Origin of the sequence: Bradyrhizobium sp. SSBR45G (genome assembly GCF_030159255.1) — a bacterium.
GTDB lineage: Bacteria > Pseudomonadota > Alphaproteobacteria > Rhizobiales > Xanthobacteraceae > Bradyrhizobium.
Window position 1 is genome coordinate 1 of record NZ_BSCT01000042.1, and the last position, 13,604, is coordinate 13,604.

Genomic DNA, 13,604 nt, shown 5'->3' on the forward strand with positions numbered 1-13,604 from the left:
AGGCATTCTCAAAACTCAAATCAACCGTTGCACTTCAACCGTGAGTCCATCTCCCCGCGTTCGCGGGGACGACACCGAGGGTGAGGCGCGAGCGTCGTCAACTCACTGGCATCGGGATTAGGGCAGCGCTTGATCGGCACGACCGCGCCGCTATCGCTTACCCGCGAGCCCTCCACGCATTCACCACGGCGCCGATCTCCACCACCTCCGGCTCGCGGATATTCGACGGCGTGCGCGAGAACCGCGGCGCAGGCGCAGGCTGGGTGATGCCGTGGCGCTCGACGAACACGCCGCGGGCGGCCATGTGGGCGTGCTTCGGCGCTTCGGACATCGTCAGCACCGGCGCGAAGCAGATGTCGGTGCCCTCCATGATGGCGCACCACTCCTCGCGCGTCTTGCTCTTGAACACCGTCACCAGCTTCTCCTTCAGCGCCGGCCAGGCGCGCGGATCCATCTGCGCCTCGAAGGCGGGATCGGAGAGGTCGGCATGCTGGCGCAGCAGCGCGTAGAACTGCGGCTCGATGGAGCCGATCGAGATGAAGTTGCCGCAGGCGCATTCGTAGACGCCGTAGAAATGCGCGCCGCCGTCGAGGAAGTTGCGCTCGCGCCCTTCGGTCCAGCGGCCCATCGCGGTGAGATCGAAGAACATCGCGAGCAGCGAGGCCGCGCCGTCGCACATCGCCGTGTCCACCACCTGGCCCTTGCCGGATCTCGACGCTTCCAGGAGTGCTGCGAGCACGCCGACGACGAGATAGAGCGCGCCGCCGCCGAAATCGCCGACGAGGTTGAGCGGCGGCACCGGCCGCTCCTTCGGGCCGATCGCGGCGAGCGCGCCTGTGATCGAGATGTAGTTGATGTCGTGGCCGGCCGCCTGCGCCAGCGGCCCCTCCTGGCCCCATCCGGTCATGCGGCCGTAGACCAGTCTTGGATTGCGCGCGAGCACGACATCGGGACCGAGGCCGAGGCGCTCCATCACGCCGGGGCGGAACCCTTCAATCAGCGCATCGGCGCCGGCGAGCAGGTCGAGCACCTCGCCGATCACCGTCTTGTCCTTGAGATCGAGCTCGATCACCTTGCGGCCGCGGCCGGCGACCGACTTCATCGTCTTGCGCGCGCCGACGCGATCGAGCGTCACGACCTCCGCGCCCATGTCGGCCAGCAGCATGCAGGCGAACGGTCCCGGCCCGATGCCCGCGAACTCGACGATGCGGAAGCCGGCAAGCGGGCCGGTGGCGCGGGTCTCGGTCTTTGGGGCGGTCTTGTCGAGCACGTCGTTGTGTCCTTGTTGCGGTTCCGCGTTGCTTAGTTGATGAGACAGACGCCAGCTACGCACGACACCCTCCCCTGGAGGGGGGGGGGTCGATCGCGAAGCGATCGGGGTGGGGTGATGCCCCACGGCCGGTGCTTCAATCGATCACCCCACCCCGGCTCACATCGCTACGCTCATGTGAGCCGACCCTCCCCCTTCAGGGGAGGGTGGGAATGCGCGGCCGCTGCCTACCTCATTCAAGCGCCACGACGGATCGTTCGGCGTTTCCTGAGCTGCGATTGTCCCGCTTGTATCAGGCCAACGCAAGCGCGCCGTATGCCGCAAAGCAAAACGGCGCGCATCGCTGCGCGCCGTGTGGAATTTGTCGTGCCGTGCTGCGGAATGATCCGCGTCGCACTCAGCCTGCAGCTTGCACCGCGCGCTGCGCCATCACCTTCACCAGATTGGCGCGGTAATCGGACGAGCCATGGATGTCGCTGAGCAGGCCCGCCGCCGACACCGTCACGCCATCGATCGCCGAGGCGGACCAGTTCGACTTCAGCGCTGCCTCGATCGCCGAGACGCGCATCACGCCGCTCTGCGACGCGCCGGTGGCCGCGACGCGGACATCGCCGCTCTTGGTTTTGGTGACGAACACGCCGGTCAGTGCGAAGCGCGAGGCCGGGTGGCGCATCTTGGCGTAGCCGGCCTTCTCAGGAACCGGGAACGCAACTTCGGTGATGATCTCACCGTCCTCGAGCGCCGTCGTGAACAGGCCCTTGAAGAAATCCTCCGCCGCGATCGACCGCTTGTTGGTCTTCACGGTGGCGCCGAGCGAGATCAGCGCGGCCGGGAAATCCGCGGCCGGATCGTTATTGGCGATCGAGCCGCCGATGGTGCCGCGGTGTCGCACGGCGGGGTCGCCGAGCACCGAGGTGAGGTAGGAAATCGCGGGGATCGCCTTCTTCACGTCGGTATTGGTCATGATGTCGTAGTAGGTGGTCGCCGCCTTGATCACGAGCGTGTCGCCGGACAACTGCACGCCGATCAGGTCCTTGATCTTGCCGATGTCGATCACATCCGACGGGCCGGCGAGGCGCTGCTTCATGACCGGAAGCAGCGTGTGGCCGCCGGCAAGGAACTTGGCTTCGCTGCCCTTGGCAAACAGCGCCGCCGCTTCGTCGACCGAGGAGGCGCGGTGATAGGTCGTCTCATACATGGGAAGCTCCCTGAATTTTTGTCCGAGGTCCTCAGGGCAGCGCGCCTCCAGCGCGCCGCCCGGGACTCTCGAGGTTCAAACCGTGCTTCGATGTCCGGGGCGCGCGAGCGCGTGCCCCGGACTGACGATCAGCCGTGGATCGCGTGCCAGACGCGGTCGGGCGTGGCCGGCATTTCCAGCTTGTTGTTGCCGATCGCATCCGTGATCGCGTTGATCACGGCGGCGGATGCGCCGATCGCGCCAGCCTCGCCGCAGCCCTTCACGCCGAGCGGATTACCCGGGCAGAGGGTCGTGGTGTGGCTGAGCTTGAACGACGGCACGTCGTCGGCGCGCGGCATCGCGTAGTCCATGAAGGACGCCGTGACCGGCTGGCCGTTGCTGTCGTAGATCGCGTGCTCGAGCAGCGCCTGGCCGATGCCCTGGACGAGGCCGCCATGGACCTGACCTTCGACGATCATCGGGTTGATCAGCCGGCCGAAATCGTCCGCCGCCACGAAGTTGACGAACGACGTCTTGCCGGTGGCCTCATCGACCTCGAGCTCGCAGATGTAGGTGCCGGCCGGGAAGGTGAAGTTGGTCGGATCGTAGAAGGCGGTCTCCTTCAATCCGGGCTCCATTCCGTCCGGCAGATTGTGCGCGGTGTAGGCGGCGAGCGCCACCATCGGCAGCGCGATCGACTTGTCGGTGCCGGTCACCTTGAACTCGCCGTTCTCGATGACGATGTCGCCTTCCGAGGCTTCGAGCGCATGGGCGGCGATCTTCTTGGCCTTGGCCTCGACCTTCTCCATCGCCTTCAGGATCGCGGTCAGGCCGACGGCGGCCGAACGCGAGCCGTAGGTGCCCATGCCGAACTGCACCTTGTCGGTGTCGCCATGGACGATCGAGACCTGGCTGATCGGCACGCCCAGGCGTTCGGCGATCAGCTGGCAGAAGGTGGTCTCGTGGCCCTGGCCGTGGCTGTGCGATCCCGTGAGCACCTCGATGGTGCCGACCGGGTTGACGCGGATTTCAGCCGATTCCCACAGGCCGACGCCGGCGCCGAGACTGCCGACCGCCTTCGACGGCGCGATGCCGCAGGCCTCGATGTAGCAGGACAGGCCGATGCCGCGCAGCTTGCCCTGCGCCTTGGCGGCTGCCTTGCGGGCCGGGAAGCCGGCATAGTCGATGGCCTTCATCGCCGAGTCGAGCGAGGCGTTGAAGTCACCGGTGTCGTACGCCATGATCACCGGGGTCTGGTGCGGGAACTGGGTGATGAAGTTCTTGCGGCGCAGCTCGGCTGGATCGACCTTGAACTGACGCGCCGCGGTCTCGACCAGCCGCTCCAGCAGATAGCTCGCCTCGGGACGTCCGGCGCCACGATAGGCATCGACCGGCGTGGTGTTGGTGTAGACGCCCATCACCTCGGCATAGATCGCCGGGATGTTGTACTGGCCCGAAAGCAGGGTCGCGTACAGATAGGTCGGCACCGACGACGAGAACAGCGACATGTAGGCGCCGAAATTGGCGTGGGTCTTGACCCGCAGGCCCAGGATCTTGTGGTCGGCGTCGAACGCCATCTCGGCCTTGGAGATGTGGTCGCGGCCGTGGGCATCGGTCAGGAACGCCTCGGTGCGGTCGCCGGTCCACTTCACCGGACGGCCGACCTTCTTGGAGGCCCACAGCGCCACCATCTCTTCCGGATAGATGAAGATCTTGGAGCCGAAGCCGCCGCCGACGTCGGGGGCGATCACGCGCAGCTTGTGCTCGGGCGCGATGTTGTAGAACGCCGACAGCACGAGGCGGGCGACGTGCGGGTTCTGCGACGTTGTATAGAGCGTGAAGTGCTCCTCGGCGGCGTCATAGTCGGCGATCGCCGCTCGCGGCTCCATCGCGTTGGGGGCCAGCCGGTTGTTGGTGAGTTCAAGGGTGACGACATTGGCGGCCTTGGAGAAGGCGGCGTTGACCGCGGCCTCGTCACCGATATGCCAGTCATAGACGACGTTGCCGGGCGCTTCCGGGTGCAGCTGCGGCGCGCCGGGCTTCAGCGCCGACGGCATGTCGGCGACGGCCTGCAATTCCTCATACTCGACCACGACCGCCTCGGCGGCATCGCGCGCCACATTCTTGCTTTCGGCGATCACGACGGCCACGGCCTGGCCGACGAAGCGCACGGTCTCCGGCGCCATCGCCGGCCATGCGCCCATCTTCATCGGCGAGCCGTCCTTGGAGGTGATGGCCCAGCCGCAGATCAGGTTGCCGACCTTGTCGTCGACGATCTGCTTGCCGGTCAGCACCGCGACGACGCCCGGCATCGCCTCGGCGGCCGAGGAGTCGATGCTCTTGACCTTGGCGTGGGCGTGCGGGCTGCGGATGAAATGGGCATAGGTCATGCCCAGAAGCTTGATGTCGTCGACATACCGGCCTTTGCCGGTGATGAAACGCTTGTCTTCCTTGCGGACGACGCTCGCGCCAATGCCTTCCATACCCATGCGAATCTCTCCCTACCGGAGTTCTGTTGTCCCGCGGCGGCCATCGCGCGCAGCGGTCGTCTCGGTATTTGATTGAAAGACGTCTGCGGCCGGCTGATCCGGCGGCTTTACGCGGCGGCCTTACTCAGCAGCCTGGGCGACCTTCATGCGGCTAGCGGCGTCGAGCACGGCCTTGACGATGTTGTGATAGCCGGTGCAGCGGCAGATGTTGCCTTCCAGCTCCTCACGCACCGTGGCCTCGTCGAGCTCGCCTCCGTGGCGGTGCACAATATCGATCGCCGACATGATCATGCCCGGCGTGCAATAGCCACATTGCAGGCCGTGATTGTCGCGGAAGGCGGCCTGCATCGGGTGCAGCTCGTCGCCCTTGGCAATGCCTTCGATGGTGGTGACGTTGGCGCCGGCGGCCTGGCCGGCCAGCACGGTGCAGGACTTCACGGCGCGGCCGTCGATATGGACGACGCAGGCGCCGCATTGGCTGGTGTCACAGCCGACATGGGTGCCGGTGAGGTTCAGATGATCCCGCAAGAGGTGAACGAGCAGGGTGCGATCCTCGGCCTCGACCGAGACCGCCTTGCCGTTCACTGTCAGTTTGACTGTCGACACGAGTAACCTCCCGATGAATTATTCTTATTCTGATTAGAAACAGCGCCCTCAGGACTTTGCAACTCGAATTTTCGTCTCGGCTGTCATTGCGACGTCTTGCGCGCGGCATCGGCGATTCGGTCGCATCTGACGGTGTCGTGCGTGCGCCGGCGCATCGCCGGCAGCAGCACCGACGGCAGGCGGTGTGCCGATGCGCGCCATTTACCGCCCCTTAGCCATTGTGACGTAGTTTTGATCACGGCCCGGTGGGTGGTCGCCGGGCCGGATGGCTTGGCTCATATCCTGGCTCATATAAAGACTGGCGTTTCGGGGGTGGGAATGTCTGCGCATCTGGCGCCGCAGTCGCGGCGTGGCAATTTTCTGACCCTTCGCTTCCGCGCCAAGATCTTTCTCGGTTTTGCGGTCGTTCTGGCCATCTCGGCTGCCAGCATCGGCTTCGCCTATGTCGGCTTCGAGAAGGTCGCCGCTGCCGTGGCGTCCTATCGGGTGAGCGTGACCGAGGCCGACACGGCCAGGGCGATCGATCGGGAGCTCATCTCGTACCAGGCGCTCGCCCGCTATTTTGCATTGACCGGCAAGCCGGAGGACGAGGCGGCCGCGACCGCCGCCCAGCAGTCATTGCAGGCCGCGATCGACAAATCGATGGCGGCGACCAGCGCGGCCGACCGGCGGGCGCAGCTCGGCAAGCTTCAGGCGCAGTTTCAGACCTTCGCCAAGATCTTCTCCGACATCGTCGCCCTGACTCGTGACAATGCCAAGCTGGCAACCGACCAGATCGGAATCATCGGCAACAAGATCCGCTTCAAGTTCGACGACCTCGCCGATACGGCCGCGCTGGCGGGCCTGCCGACGGTGCAGACCACTGCCAAGGACCTGACCGGCCAGTATCTCACCGCCTCTGCCCTGGTCGGCACCTTCCTGGCCAAGCCGGACCCCAAGACGGCGGACGGCGCCATTGCCAGGACGCGATTCCTCGAGACGTCGCTGGTCACGATCTATGCCAATGACGAGAAAATCACGCAGCGCGTCACCGAGCTCGGTGACCTGATCAAGCAGTATCGCGCCGCCTTCATCAAGTTCTCGGACAATTCCAAGGCGCTGGCGAAGCTGGTGCAGGACATGGGCAGCGCGGCCACCGAGATCCTCGCCCTCTCGAACGGGCTGCGGTCCGATCTCGCGGCCGACCAGCAGCGCATCGAGGCGTCCACCAATGCCACCATTGCCGAGATCGAGCGGTTGATCGCGATCCTGGCCGTCGGCGGTCTTGCGCTGGGCGCGGCGTTGGCCCTGATGCTCGGCAACGGCATTTCCAAACCGATGATCTCGATGTGCAAGGCGATGCGCGAGCTCGCGTCCGGCAATTTTGACGTCAGGCTGCCCGGCCTCGGCCGTGCCGACGAGATCGGGGAGATGGCGGCGGCCGTCGAGGAGTTCAAGGTTCAAGCGGTTGCCAAGGCCGAGCGAGACGCGGCGACACAGGACGCCCAGAACAAGGCGGCCGGCGAAGCCCGCCGGGCCGAGCTGATTCGTTTCGCCAACGAGTTCGAGACGGCCGTCGGCTCGATCGTCTCGAATGTCTCGACCTCTGCCGAGCAGCTCGAACATGCCGCCTCGACCTTGACCCGCACCGCGGAAACCACGCAGTCGCTGGCGAGCCGTGTCAGCGGCACCTCCGACCAGGCGACGGGCCGCATTCAGTCCGTCGCCAGTGCGACCGACGAGCTGTCGGCGTCGGTCAACGAGATCGGCCGCCAGGTCCGCGAGTCCAATCGGATCGCCGAATCGGCGGTGTCGCAGGCCGAGGAGACCGACGGGCGCATCGGCAAGCTGTCGCGTGCGGCGCAGGAGATCGGCGACGTCGTCAAGCTGATCACCGCCATCGCCGAGCAGACCAATCTGCTGGCGCTGAATGCGACCATCGAGGCGGCGCGGGCCGGCGATGCCGGCCGCGGCTTCGCGGTCGTCGCCTCGGAGGTCAAGTCGCTGGCCGAGCAGACCGCCAAGGCGACCGACGACATCTCCAACCACATCTCCGGCATGCAGGCCGCCACCCAGGAGTCGGTCACGGCGATCAAGCAGATCGGCGGCACGATCCGCCAGATCTCGACCATCGCCTCGTCGATCGCGACCGCGGTCGAGCAGCAGGGCGGGGCGACCCAGGAGATCGCCAGGAACGTGCAGAGCGTGTCCGCGGGCACGCAGGCCGCGGCCACCGACATCACCGAGGTCAATCGCGGCGCGACCCAGACCGGGAACGCCTCGGAGGCGGTGCTGCGCTCGGCCCAGTCGCTGTCGTCGGAGAGCGCAAGGCTGCGCGAGGAGCTCAACCGCTTCATGGCGAACATCCGCGCGGCGTGAGAGGGCGCTGCGGTTCGGCTTTCCTCAATCGACTGGCAAATGCGTTTGCGAGCTCGCGGCCAAACCCTCCGCTGTCGTCCCGGCGAACGCCGGGATCCATACGCCGTGCCGAGCGTAGGGCGGGTGGTATTCGTCGTGGGGCCCAATCTTACATCACGCGGTATGGATCCCGGGTCGCGCTCGCTTTGCTCGCTTGCCCGGGACGACGTGTGAAAATGGGGCGCCCACCCGGGTCCCACGAGCCTTTTAGGCCGAGCAGGAGGCGTCGCGGGTTCCCTCACCCGCTGCCGGAACCCCGCGCCCGCCGAGACGTTGGGTCGCAGCGGCAGGACATCGCTGCCGCATTTGCTTCATCCTCTCCGGTCAAGCTGACTGTGCCGTCTCGCGCCGTCGTAATGGGATTCCATGGCACCCCGGCAGGCATCATTCCCCAATCTCCGCGTGATCACCTCGTCGCCACAATCCGGCAAGGTTCCGCGCGAGCCGCTGGCCGACGAGAGCCGCATCATCGAGACCAACATTCCCGCCCGGCTCGACGATCTCCGCTGGAGTCCGTTCCACACCCGCGTCGTGCTGGCGCTGGGCATCACCTGGGTGCTCGACGGGCTGGAGGTAACGCTCGCCGGTGCCTTGTCGGGCGCGCTGAAGCAGAGCCCGAGCCTGCACTTCTCCAACCTCGATATCGGTCTTGCCAACAGCGCCTATCTCGCCGGCGCCGTGCTCGGCGCGCTCGGCTTCGGCTGGCTCACGGACCGCATCGGCCGCAGAAAGCTGTTCTTCATCACGCTCGCGCTGTATCTGTCCGCGACCGCGGCGACCGCTCTGTCGTGGAACGTCGCGACCTACGCGCTGTTTCGCTTCCTCACCGGCGCCGGAATCGGCGGCGAGTACACCGCGATCAACTCGACCATCCAGGAGCTGGTTCCGGCACGCTACCGTGGCTGGACCGACCTGATGATCAACGGCAGCTTCTGGCTGGGCGCGGCGCTTGGCGCGGTCGGCGCCATCGTGCTGCTCGATCCCGAGGTCGCAGGCCCTGATGTCGGCTGGCGGCTGGCTTACGGCATCGGCGCCTGTCTCGGTCTCGTCGTGCTGGTGATGCGGATGTGGATTCCGGAAAGCCCGCGCTGGCTGATGATTCACGGCCGCCCCGAACAGGCGCATCGGATCGTCACCGAGATCGAACGCGACGTCACCGGACACGACCGTGAGGCGCGCGCCAGGGAATTACCGACGATGCGCCTGCGCATGCGCGACCACACCCCGTTGCGAGAGGTGGCGCACACGCTGTTCTCGGTCTACCGCCAGCGCTCCCTGGTCGGCCTCACCTTGATGATCGCGCAGGCGTTCTTCTACAACGCCATTTTCTTCACCTTCGCGCTGGTGCTGACCGACTTCTACGGCATCAAGTCCGACCATGTCGGCTGGTACATCCTGCCGTTCGCCGCCGGCAACGTGCTGGGCCCGCTGCTGCTCGGCCGCCTGTTCGACACGCTCGGCCGCCGCACGATGATCACCTTCACCTATAGCGCCTCCGGCGTGCTGCTCGCGATCACCGGCTATCTGTTCTCGATCGGCGCGCTGAGCGCCGAGACGCAGACTGCGGCCTGGATGGTGATCTTCTTCTTTGCCTCGCCCGCGGCAAGCGCCGCCTATCTCACCGTGTCGGAGAATTTTCCGCTCGAGGTGCGGGCGCTCGCGATCGCGCTGTTCTACGCGATCGGCACCGGCATCGGCGGCGTTGCGGGACCGGCGCTGTTTGGTGTCCTGCTCGACAGCGGCGCACGCAGCGCCGTGTTTGCCGGCTATCTGTTCGGCGCGGCGCTGATGGGCGTGGCAGCACTCGTCGCCTGGCGTTATGCTGTTGCAGCCGAGCGCAAATCGCTCGAGCAGGTCGCGCGCCCGCTCGCCGCAATGGAGTAGTTGATGATGTCCGAGCATTCCGACCTGACCGTGCCCGTCCTGTCGCAGCCCGCCGACATCGTTCCGGCGCCTGCGAGCCTGGTGCCGCATCTGCGCGAGGTCGCGATCCTGCTCGACATCGACGGCACGCTGCTCGATCTCGCGCCGACGCCGCGCGAGGTGTGGGTGCCGCCGGGCCTCGCCGAGACGCTGAAGCTTCTGCTGCAGCGGACCTCGGGCGCGCTGGCGCTGGTCTCCGGCCGCTCGCTCAACGACATCGATCTGATCTTCGCGCCCGAGATCTATCCCGCCATCGGCGGCCACGGCGCGGAGATGCGGCTCGCCGGCGGCAACGAGGCGAATGCCGTCAAGGCGCCGCCGCTGGACAAGGAGATCAAGCGCAGGCTGGCGGCGATCGCGAGACTGAGCCCGGGCATTCTGGTCGAGGACAAGGGCTATTCGCTGGCGCTGCACTATCGTCTCGCGCCGCAGGCGGAGCAGGCGATCTACGAGGAGGTGTCGCACATCCGCGCCGAGCTGCCGGGCGCGGCGATCGAGGTGCTGCCCGGCAAATGCGTCTGCGAGATCAAGCATGCCGGCTTCACCAAGGCGAGCGGCGTGCGCGAACTGATGCAGCGGGAGCCGTTCGTGGGACGCAAGCCGCTCTTCATCGGCGACGATGTCACCGATGAAACCGTGTTCGCGATCATGCCGGACTTTGCCGGCCTGTCGTTCTCGGTTGGCCGCCGCGCGCTCGGAGTCGACGGACATTTCGACGCACCGGACGACGTGCGCGCCTTCCTGGCGCAGCTTGCAGGATCTGGAACTAATTCGACGTCGAGCAGGTAATCACGGCTCCGTCGCTGGTAGTTCCGTTGATAGTTCCATCAGCGCGGCAGTCGCAGCTTGGACGCATTGTCATTGATTAGAAATGCTCTGGCTTGCGCGACGCTGTGATTACACCGCGCGGCCGCCCGAATTTGGTTTCAATTGGTTGAAAGGGTGGCCTGGAACCATATTGATGAACAGCTGTTAACCGATATGACCAACAGGAGGGGAGCTGTGAACCTCGTCGTGGTTTCGAATCGGGTGGCGCGTGGCAAGGCCAACGAGCCAATGACCGGCGGACTTGCGGCAGCCTTGCTGCCCGTTGTTGAGAACTCTGGGGCAGTGTGGGTAGGTTCGTCGGGCCGTGTGCGGGATGGCGCACAGACGGAACCGATTGCGCAGATCGAACAACTCGGACAAGGCGCGCTGGCGCTGCTGGATCTGCCGGCGGCGCATTATGCCGGCTATTATGAAGGCTTCGCCAATTCCGCGCTGTGGCCGGCTTTGCATTCGCGCAGCGATCTGATCAGCGTCTCGCATGACGACTATCGCTCCTATCGCGAGGTCAACGCCTTCGTGGCGCGCGCGCTGCTGCGGTTCCACAAGCCGGATACGCTGTTCTGGATCCAGGACTATCATTTCCTGTCGCTCGGTGCGGAGCTGCGCGCGCTCGGTATCAAGAGTCCGATCGGGTTCTTCCTGCACACGCCATGGCCCTCGCGCAGCGTCATCGACAGCGTGCCGAATCACAGCGATCTCGTGACCGCCATGCTCGCCTACGATCTCATCGGGTTTCAGACCGAGGACGATCGCGAGAACTTCATCGCCTGTCTGCGTTCCGATCTCGCCCTTCAGGTGCGTGACGGCGTCGTCAAATCGCGTCATGGCCGCACGCGGCTGGCGGTGTTCCCGATCGGCATCGACGCCGACAAGTTCGCCGTCGCCGCCGCCAAGGCGGCATCGCACCCCGACGTGTCGCGGCTGCGCCGCAGCCTGCACGGTGAGAAGCTCGCGATCGGTGTCGACCGGCTCGATTATTCCAAGGGGCTCGTCAACCGCATCAACGCCTTCGATCGGATGTGGACGATGCATCCGGCGCTGCTGCGCGCGGTGTCGCTGCTGCAGATCGCAACGCCGTCGCGCGAATCGATCGAGGCCTATGGCAATCTTCAGAGCGAGGTGGCGCGTCTCGTCAGCGACGTCAACGGCCGCCACGGCGAGGTCGACTGGACGCCGATCCGCTACCTCAACAAGGGCTATGGCCAAGGTGTGCTCGCAGGTCTCTATCGCAGCGCGCAGGTCGGCGTCGTGACGCCGCTGCACGACGGCATGAATCTGGTGGCGAAGGAATATGTGGCCGCCCAGAGCGCGGTCGATCCCGGCGTGCTCGTGCTGTCGAAATTCGCCGGCGCCGCCCAGGAGCTCGATGCGGCGCTGCTGGTCAATCCGCACGACATCGACGGCATGGCGCGCACGATCGCGATGGCGCTGGCGATGCCGCTCAACGAGCGACGCATGCGGCACCAGATCCTGATGACGAAGCTGCGCCGCCATTCGATCCAGCAGTGGTTTGCCGACTTCATCGAGGCGCTGCAGGACGACGGTGCGCAGGATGCCGCCGAGACCGAGCCCCTGCCGGCCGCGCCGGCGGGATTTCTGAGCAGCCGGCTGGCTTCACCGGGGGCGCGCTATCATTAGGGCGCCCGCGCCGCGTCCAGCGCCGCCGTGGATCAGTGGCAGTACGACACGCCCTCCAGCACGGCACAGCGCAGCTTGTTCGGCGAGCTCGGATTGTCCATCGGGACCATGCCGTTGCCCTGGCCGACGAACACGCCGGGCCCGACCACGACCGAGGCCTTGTTGCCGACGATGACGGACGGGTGCGGCTTGAGGCTGGACCTGGTGCCGTCCGGCCACAGGATGGCGTCGCCCTGCCAGATGCCCTTGCGGCCGTCGTCGCAGGTGACGTCGACGCCCTGCCGGGTGCACTGATCGGCGCGAGCGGCGCCGGCTGCGGCAAGGCTGCCAAGGATGACCGTCAGCATGATGGCGAGGCGGGCAGGCGCGAATGGGGGCATGGCACAGCTCTCTCGTGGGTCGCCGCCGAGCGGCGGGCGCAAATCAGTGGTCGTGCCGCCCGGCCGGGCGGTTCACCGGCCTCTCCGCAAGCCCCGGCAACCGCTCCGAATCGGCCTGCCGTGACGTCAGATTGGTGATTTTCATCAGCAGTTTGGAGGAAATTTGCCCCGGAAGGCGCCACCCGTCTTGCAAAACGCCGCCGACCCCGCCAAGAGAGGGCCGCCGGAGAGATGGCCGAGTGGCTTAAGGCGCACGCTTGGAAAGCGTGTGTGCGGGAAACCGTACCGTGGGTTCGAATCCCACTCTCTCCGCCAGAAATTGTTCTCCTCTGTATCCGATTGTACGAATCGACAGCAAAACCAACGCTTTGCGTGACGAAGGCTGTCGCGGCTAGTTCCGCGATGTTACCCCCAGTCACCACGCAGACCGTAGGTTACGCCCGTGGGTTCGGAGGTCGGATTTTCGCGAGGGAGAACACATGGCCGGCAAGCTCAAGCCGCTCCACGTCGAGCGCGAAACGCTGCCCGGGAAGCACCCGGACGGCGGCGCTCTCTACCTGGTCGTCGCGAGCGCGACATCGAAGAACTGGAGCTACCGATACTGGAAGAACGGCAAGCAGCGCTGGCTCGGCCTGGGCTCGCTCAAGGATCTCTCGCTCAAAGAGGCCCAGCTCGCACGTGATGCGGCGCCCCTTCGCGTCAGGGGCGACCGCAGCATGCCGGGCGTGACCGGCTCTGCATTGGCGGCCTACGGCATCGCAACGGTGCTGGCTGTCTATTGGTGGCGATGGGCAAGACGCTGACGCACCGGCTCAGCGATTGCCCGCAACATAGCCGCCGCTCAGCGGCCAGATGCCGGCGCGGGACAGCCTCGCTCGAGATCGGTCAAGTGCCGC

The 13,604-nt window shown here is 66.0% G+C and carries 10 protein-coding genes and 1 tRNA gene; 6 read left to right on the forward strand and 5 right to left on the reverse strand.

Features of this window, described 5'->3' with window-relative positions; all coding sequences use genetic code 11:
• Positions 1-157: 157 nt before the first annotated feature.
• From QQL87_RS31915 to QQL87_RS31930, 4 genes are all read right to left on the reverse strand, one after another.
• Positions 158-1,270 carry a CaiB/BaiF CoA transferase family protein gene (locus QQL87_RS31915; protein ID WP_284423048.1) on the reverse strand — a complete coding sequence of 371 codons (1,113 nt, stop codon included), beginning with the start codon at positions 1,268-1,270 and terminating at the stop codon, positions 158-160.
• A 397-nt stretch (positions 1,271-1,667) separates the two neighbouring features.
• On the reverse strand, positions 1,668-2,468 hold the full coding sequence (locus QQL87_RS31920) for an FAD binding domain-containing protein (protein WP_284423049.1): 801 nt from the start codon (positions 2,466-2,468) through the stop codon (positions 1,668-1,670).
• 128 nt (positions 2,469-2,596) lie between these two features.
• Positions 2,597-4,936: a xanthine dehydrogenase family protein molybdopterin-binding subunit gene (locus tag QQL87_RS31925; protein WP_284423050.1), complete on the reverse strand. Its 2,340-nt coding sequence runs from the start codon at positions 4,934-4,936 to the stop codon at positions 2,597-2,599.
• Positions 4,937-5,056: 120 nt separating this feature from the next.
• Positions 5,057-5,542: a (2Fe-2S)-binding protein gene (locus QQL87_RS31930; RefSeq protein WP_284423051.1), complete on the reverse strand. Its 486-nt coding sequence runs from the start codon at positions 5,540-5,542 to the stop codon at positions 5,057-5,059.
• A 318-nt stretch (positions 5,543-5,860) separates the two neighbouring features.
• On the opposite strand from QQL87_RS31930, the gene QQL87_RS31935 reads away from it, so the two are divergent.
• From QQL87_RS31935 to QQL87_RS31950, 4 genes are all read left to right on the forward strand, one after another.
• Entirely contained in the window at positions 5,861-7,900 is a 2,040-nt protein-coding gene (locus QQL87_RS31935; RefSeq protein ID WP_284423102.1) for a methyl-accepting chemotaxis protein, read from the forward strand.
• Positions 7,901-8,305: 405 nt separating this feature from the next.
• Positions 8,306-9,823: an MFS transporter gene (locus QQL87_RS31940; protein ID WP_284423052.1), complete on the forward strand. Its 1,518-nt coding sequence runs from the start codon at positions 8,306-8,308 to the stop codon at positions 9,821-9,823.
• A 3-nt stretch (positions 9,824-9,826) separates the two neighbouring features.
• Positions 9,827-10,651: a trehalose-phosphatase gene (otsB, locus tag QQL87_RS31945; RefSeq protein ID WP_284423053.1), complete on the forward strand. Its 825-nt coding sequence runs from the start codon at positions 9,827-9,829 to the stop codon at positions 10,649-10,651.
• A 213-nt stretch (positions 10,652-10,864) separates the two neighbouring features.
• A complete protein-coding gene (locus tag QQL87_RS31950) occupies positions 10,865-12,328 on the forward strand; it encodes a trehalose-6-phosphate synthase (RefSeq protein ID WP_284423054.1) in 1,464 nt (487 codons plus the stop codon).
• Positions 12,329-12,360: 32 nt separating this feature from the next.
• On the opposite strand, the gene QQL87_RS31955 is transcribed toward QQL87_RS31950, so the two are convergent.
• Positions 12,361-12,675, reverse strand: a complete 315-nt coding sequence (locus QQL87_RS31955) for a hypothetical protein (RefSeq protein WP_284423103.1) — start codon at positions 12,673-12,675, stop codon at positions 12,361-12,363.
• 258 nt (positions 12,676-12,933) lie between these two features.
• Here QQL87_RS31955 and QQL87_RS31960 point away from each other — a divergent pair.
• Both QQL87_RS31960 and QQL87_RS31965 read left to right on the forward strand, forming a co-directional pair.
• Positions 12,934-13,023, forward strand: a tRNA-Ser gene (locus QQL87_RS31960).
• 164 nt (positions 13,024-13,187) lie between these two features.
• Positions 13,188-13,511 (forward strand): Arm DNA-binding domain-containing protein, encoded by a 324-nt coding sequence (locus QQL87_RS31965; RefSeq protein WP_284423055.1) that lies wholly within the window; start codon positions 13,188-13,190, stop codon positions 13,509-13,511.
• The last annotated feature ends 93 nt before the right edge of the window (positions 13,512-13,604 follow it).

Coding starts and splice junctions, on each gene's coding strand:
- QQL87_RS31935 (WP_284423102.1), top strand. CDS start 5,861: ATGTCTGCGCATCTGGCGCCGCAGTCGCGGCGTGGCAATTTTCTGACC.
- QQL87_RS31940 (WP_284423052.1), top strand. CDS start 8,306: ATGGCACCCCGGCAGGCATCATTCCCCAATCTCCGCGTGATCACCTCG.
- QQL87_RS31920 (WP_284423049.1), bottom strand. CDS start 2,468: ATGTATGAGACGACCTATCACCGCGCCTCCTCGGTCGACGAAGCGGCG.
- QQL87_RS31955 (WP_284423103.1), bottom strand. CDS start 12,675: ATGCTGACGGTCATCCTTGGCAGCCTTGCCGCAGCCGGCGCCGCTCGC.
- QQL87_RS31925 (WP_284423050.1), bottom strand. CDS start 4,936: ATGGGTATGGAAGGCATTGGCGCGAGCGTCGTCCGCAAGGAAGACAAG.
- QQL87_RS31965 (WP_284423055.1), top strand. CDS start 13,188: ATGGCCGGCAAGCTCAAGCCGCTCCACGTCGAGCGCGAAACGCTGCCC.
- otsB (WP_284423053.1), top strand. CDS start 9,827: ATGATGTCCGAGCATTCCGACCTGACCGTGCCCGTCCTGTCGCAGCCC.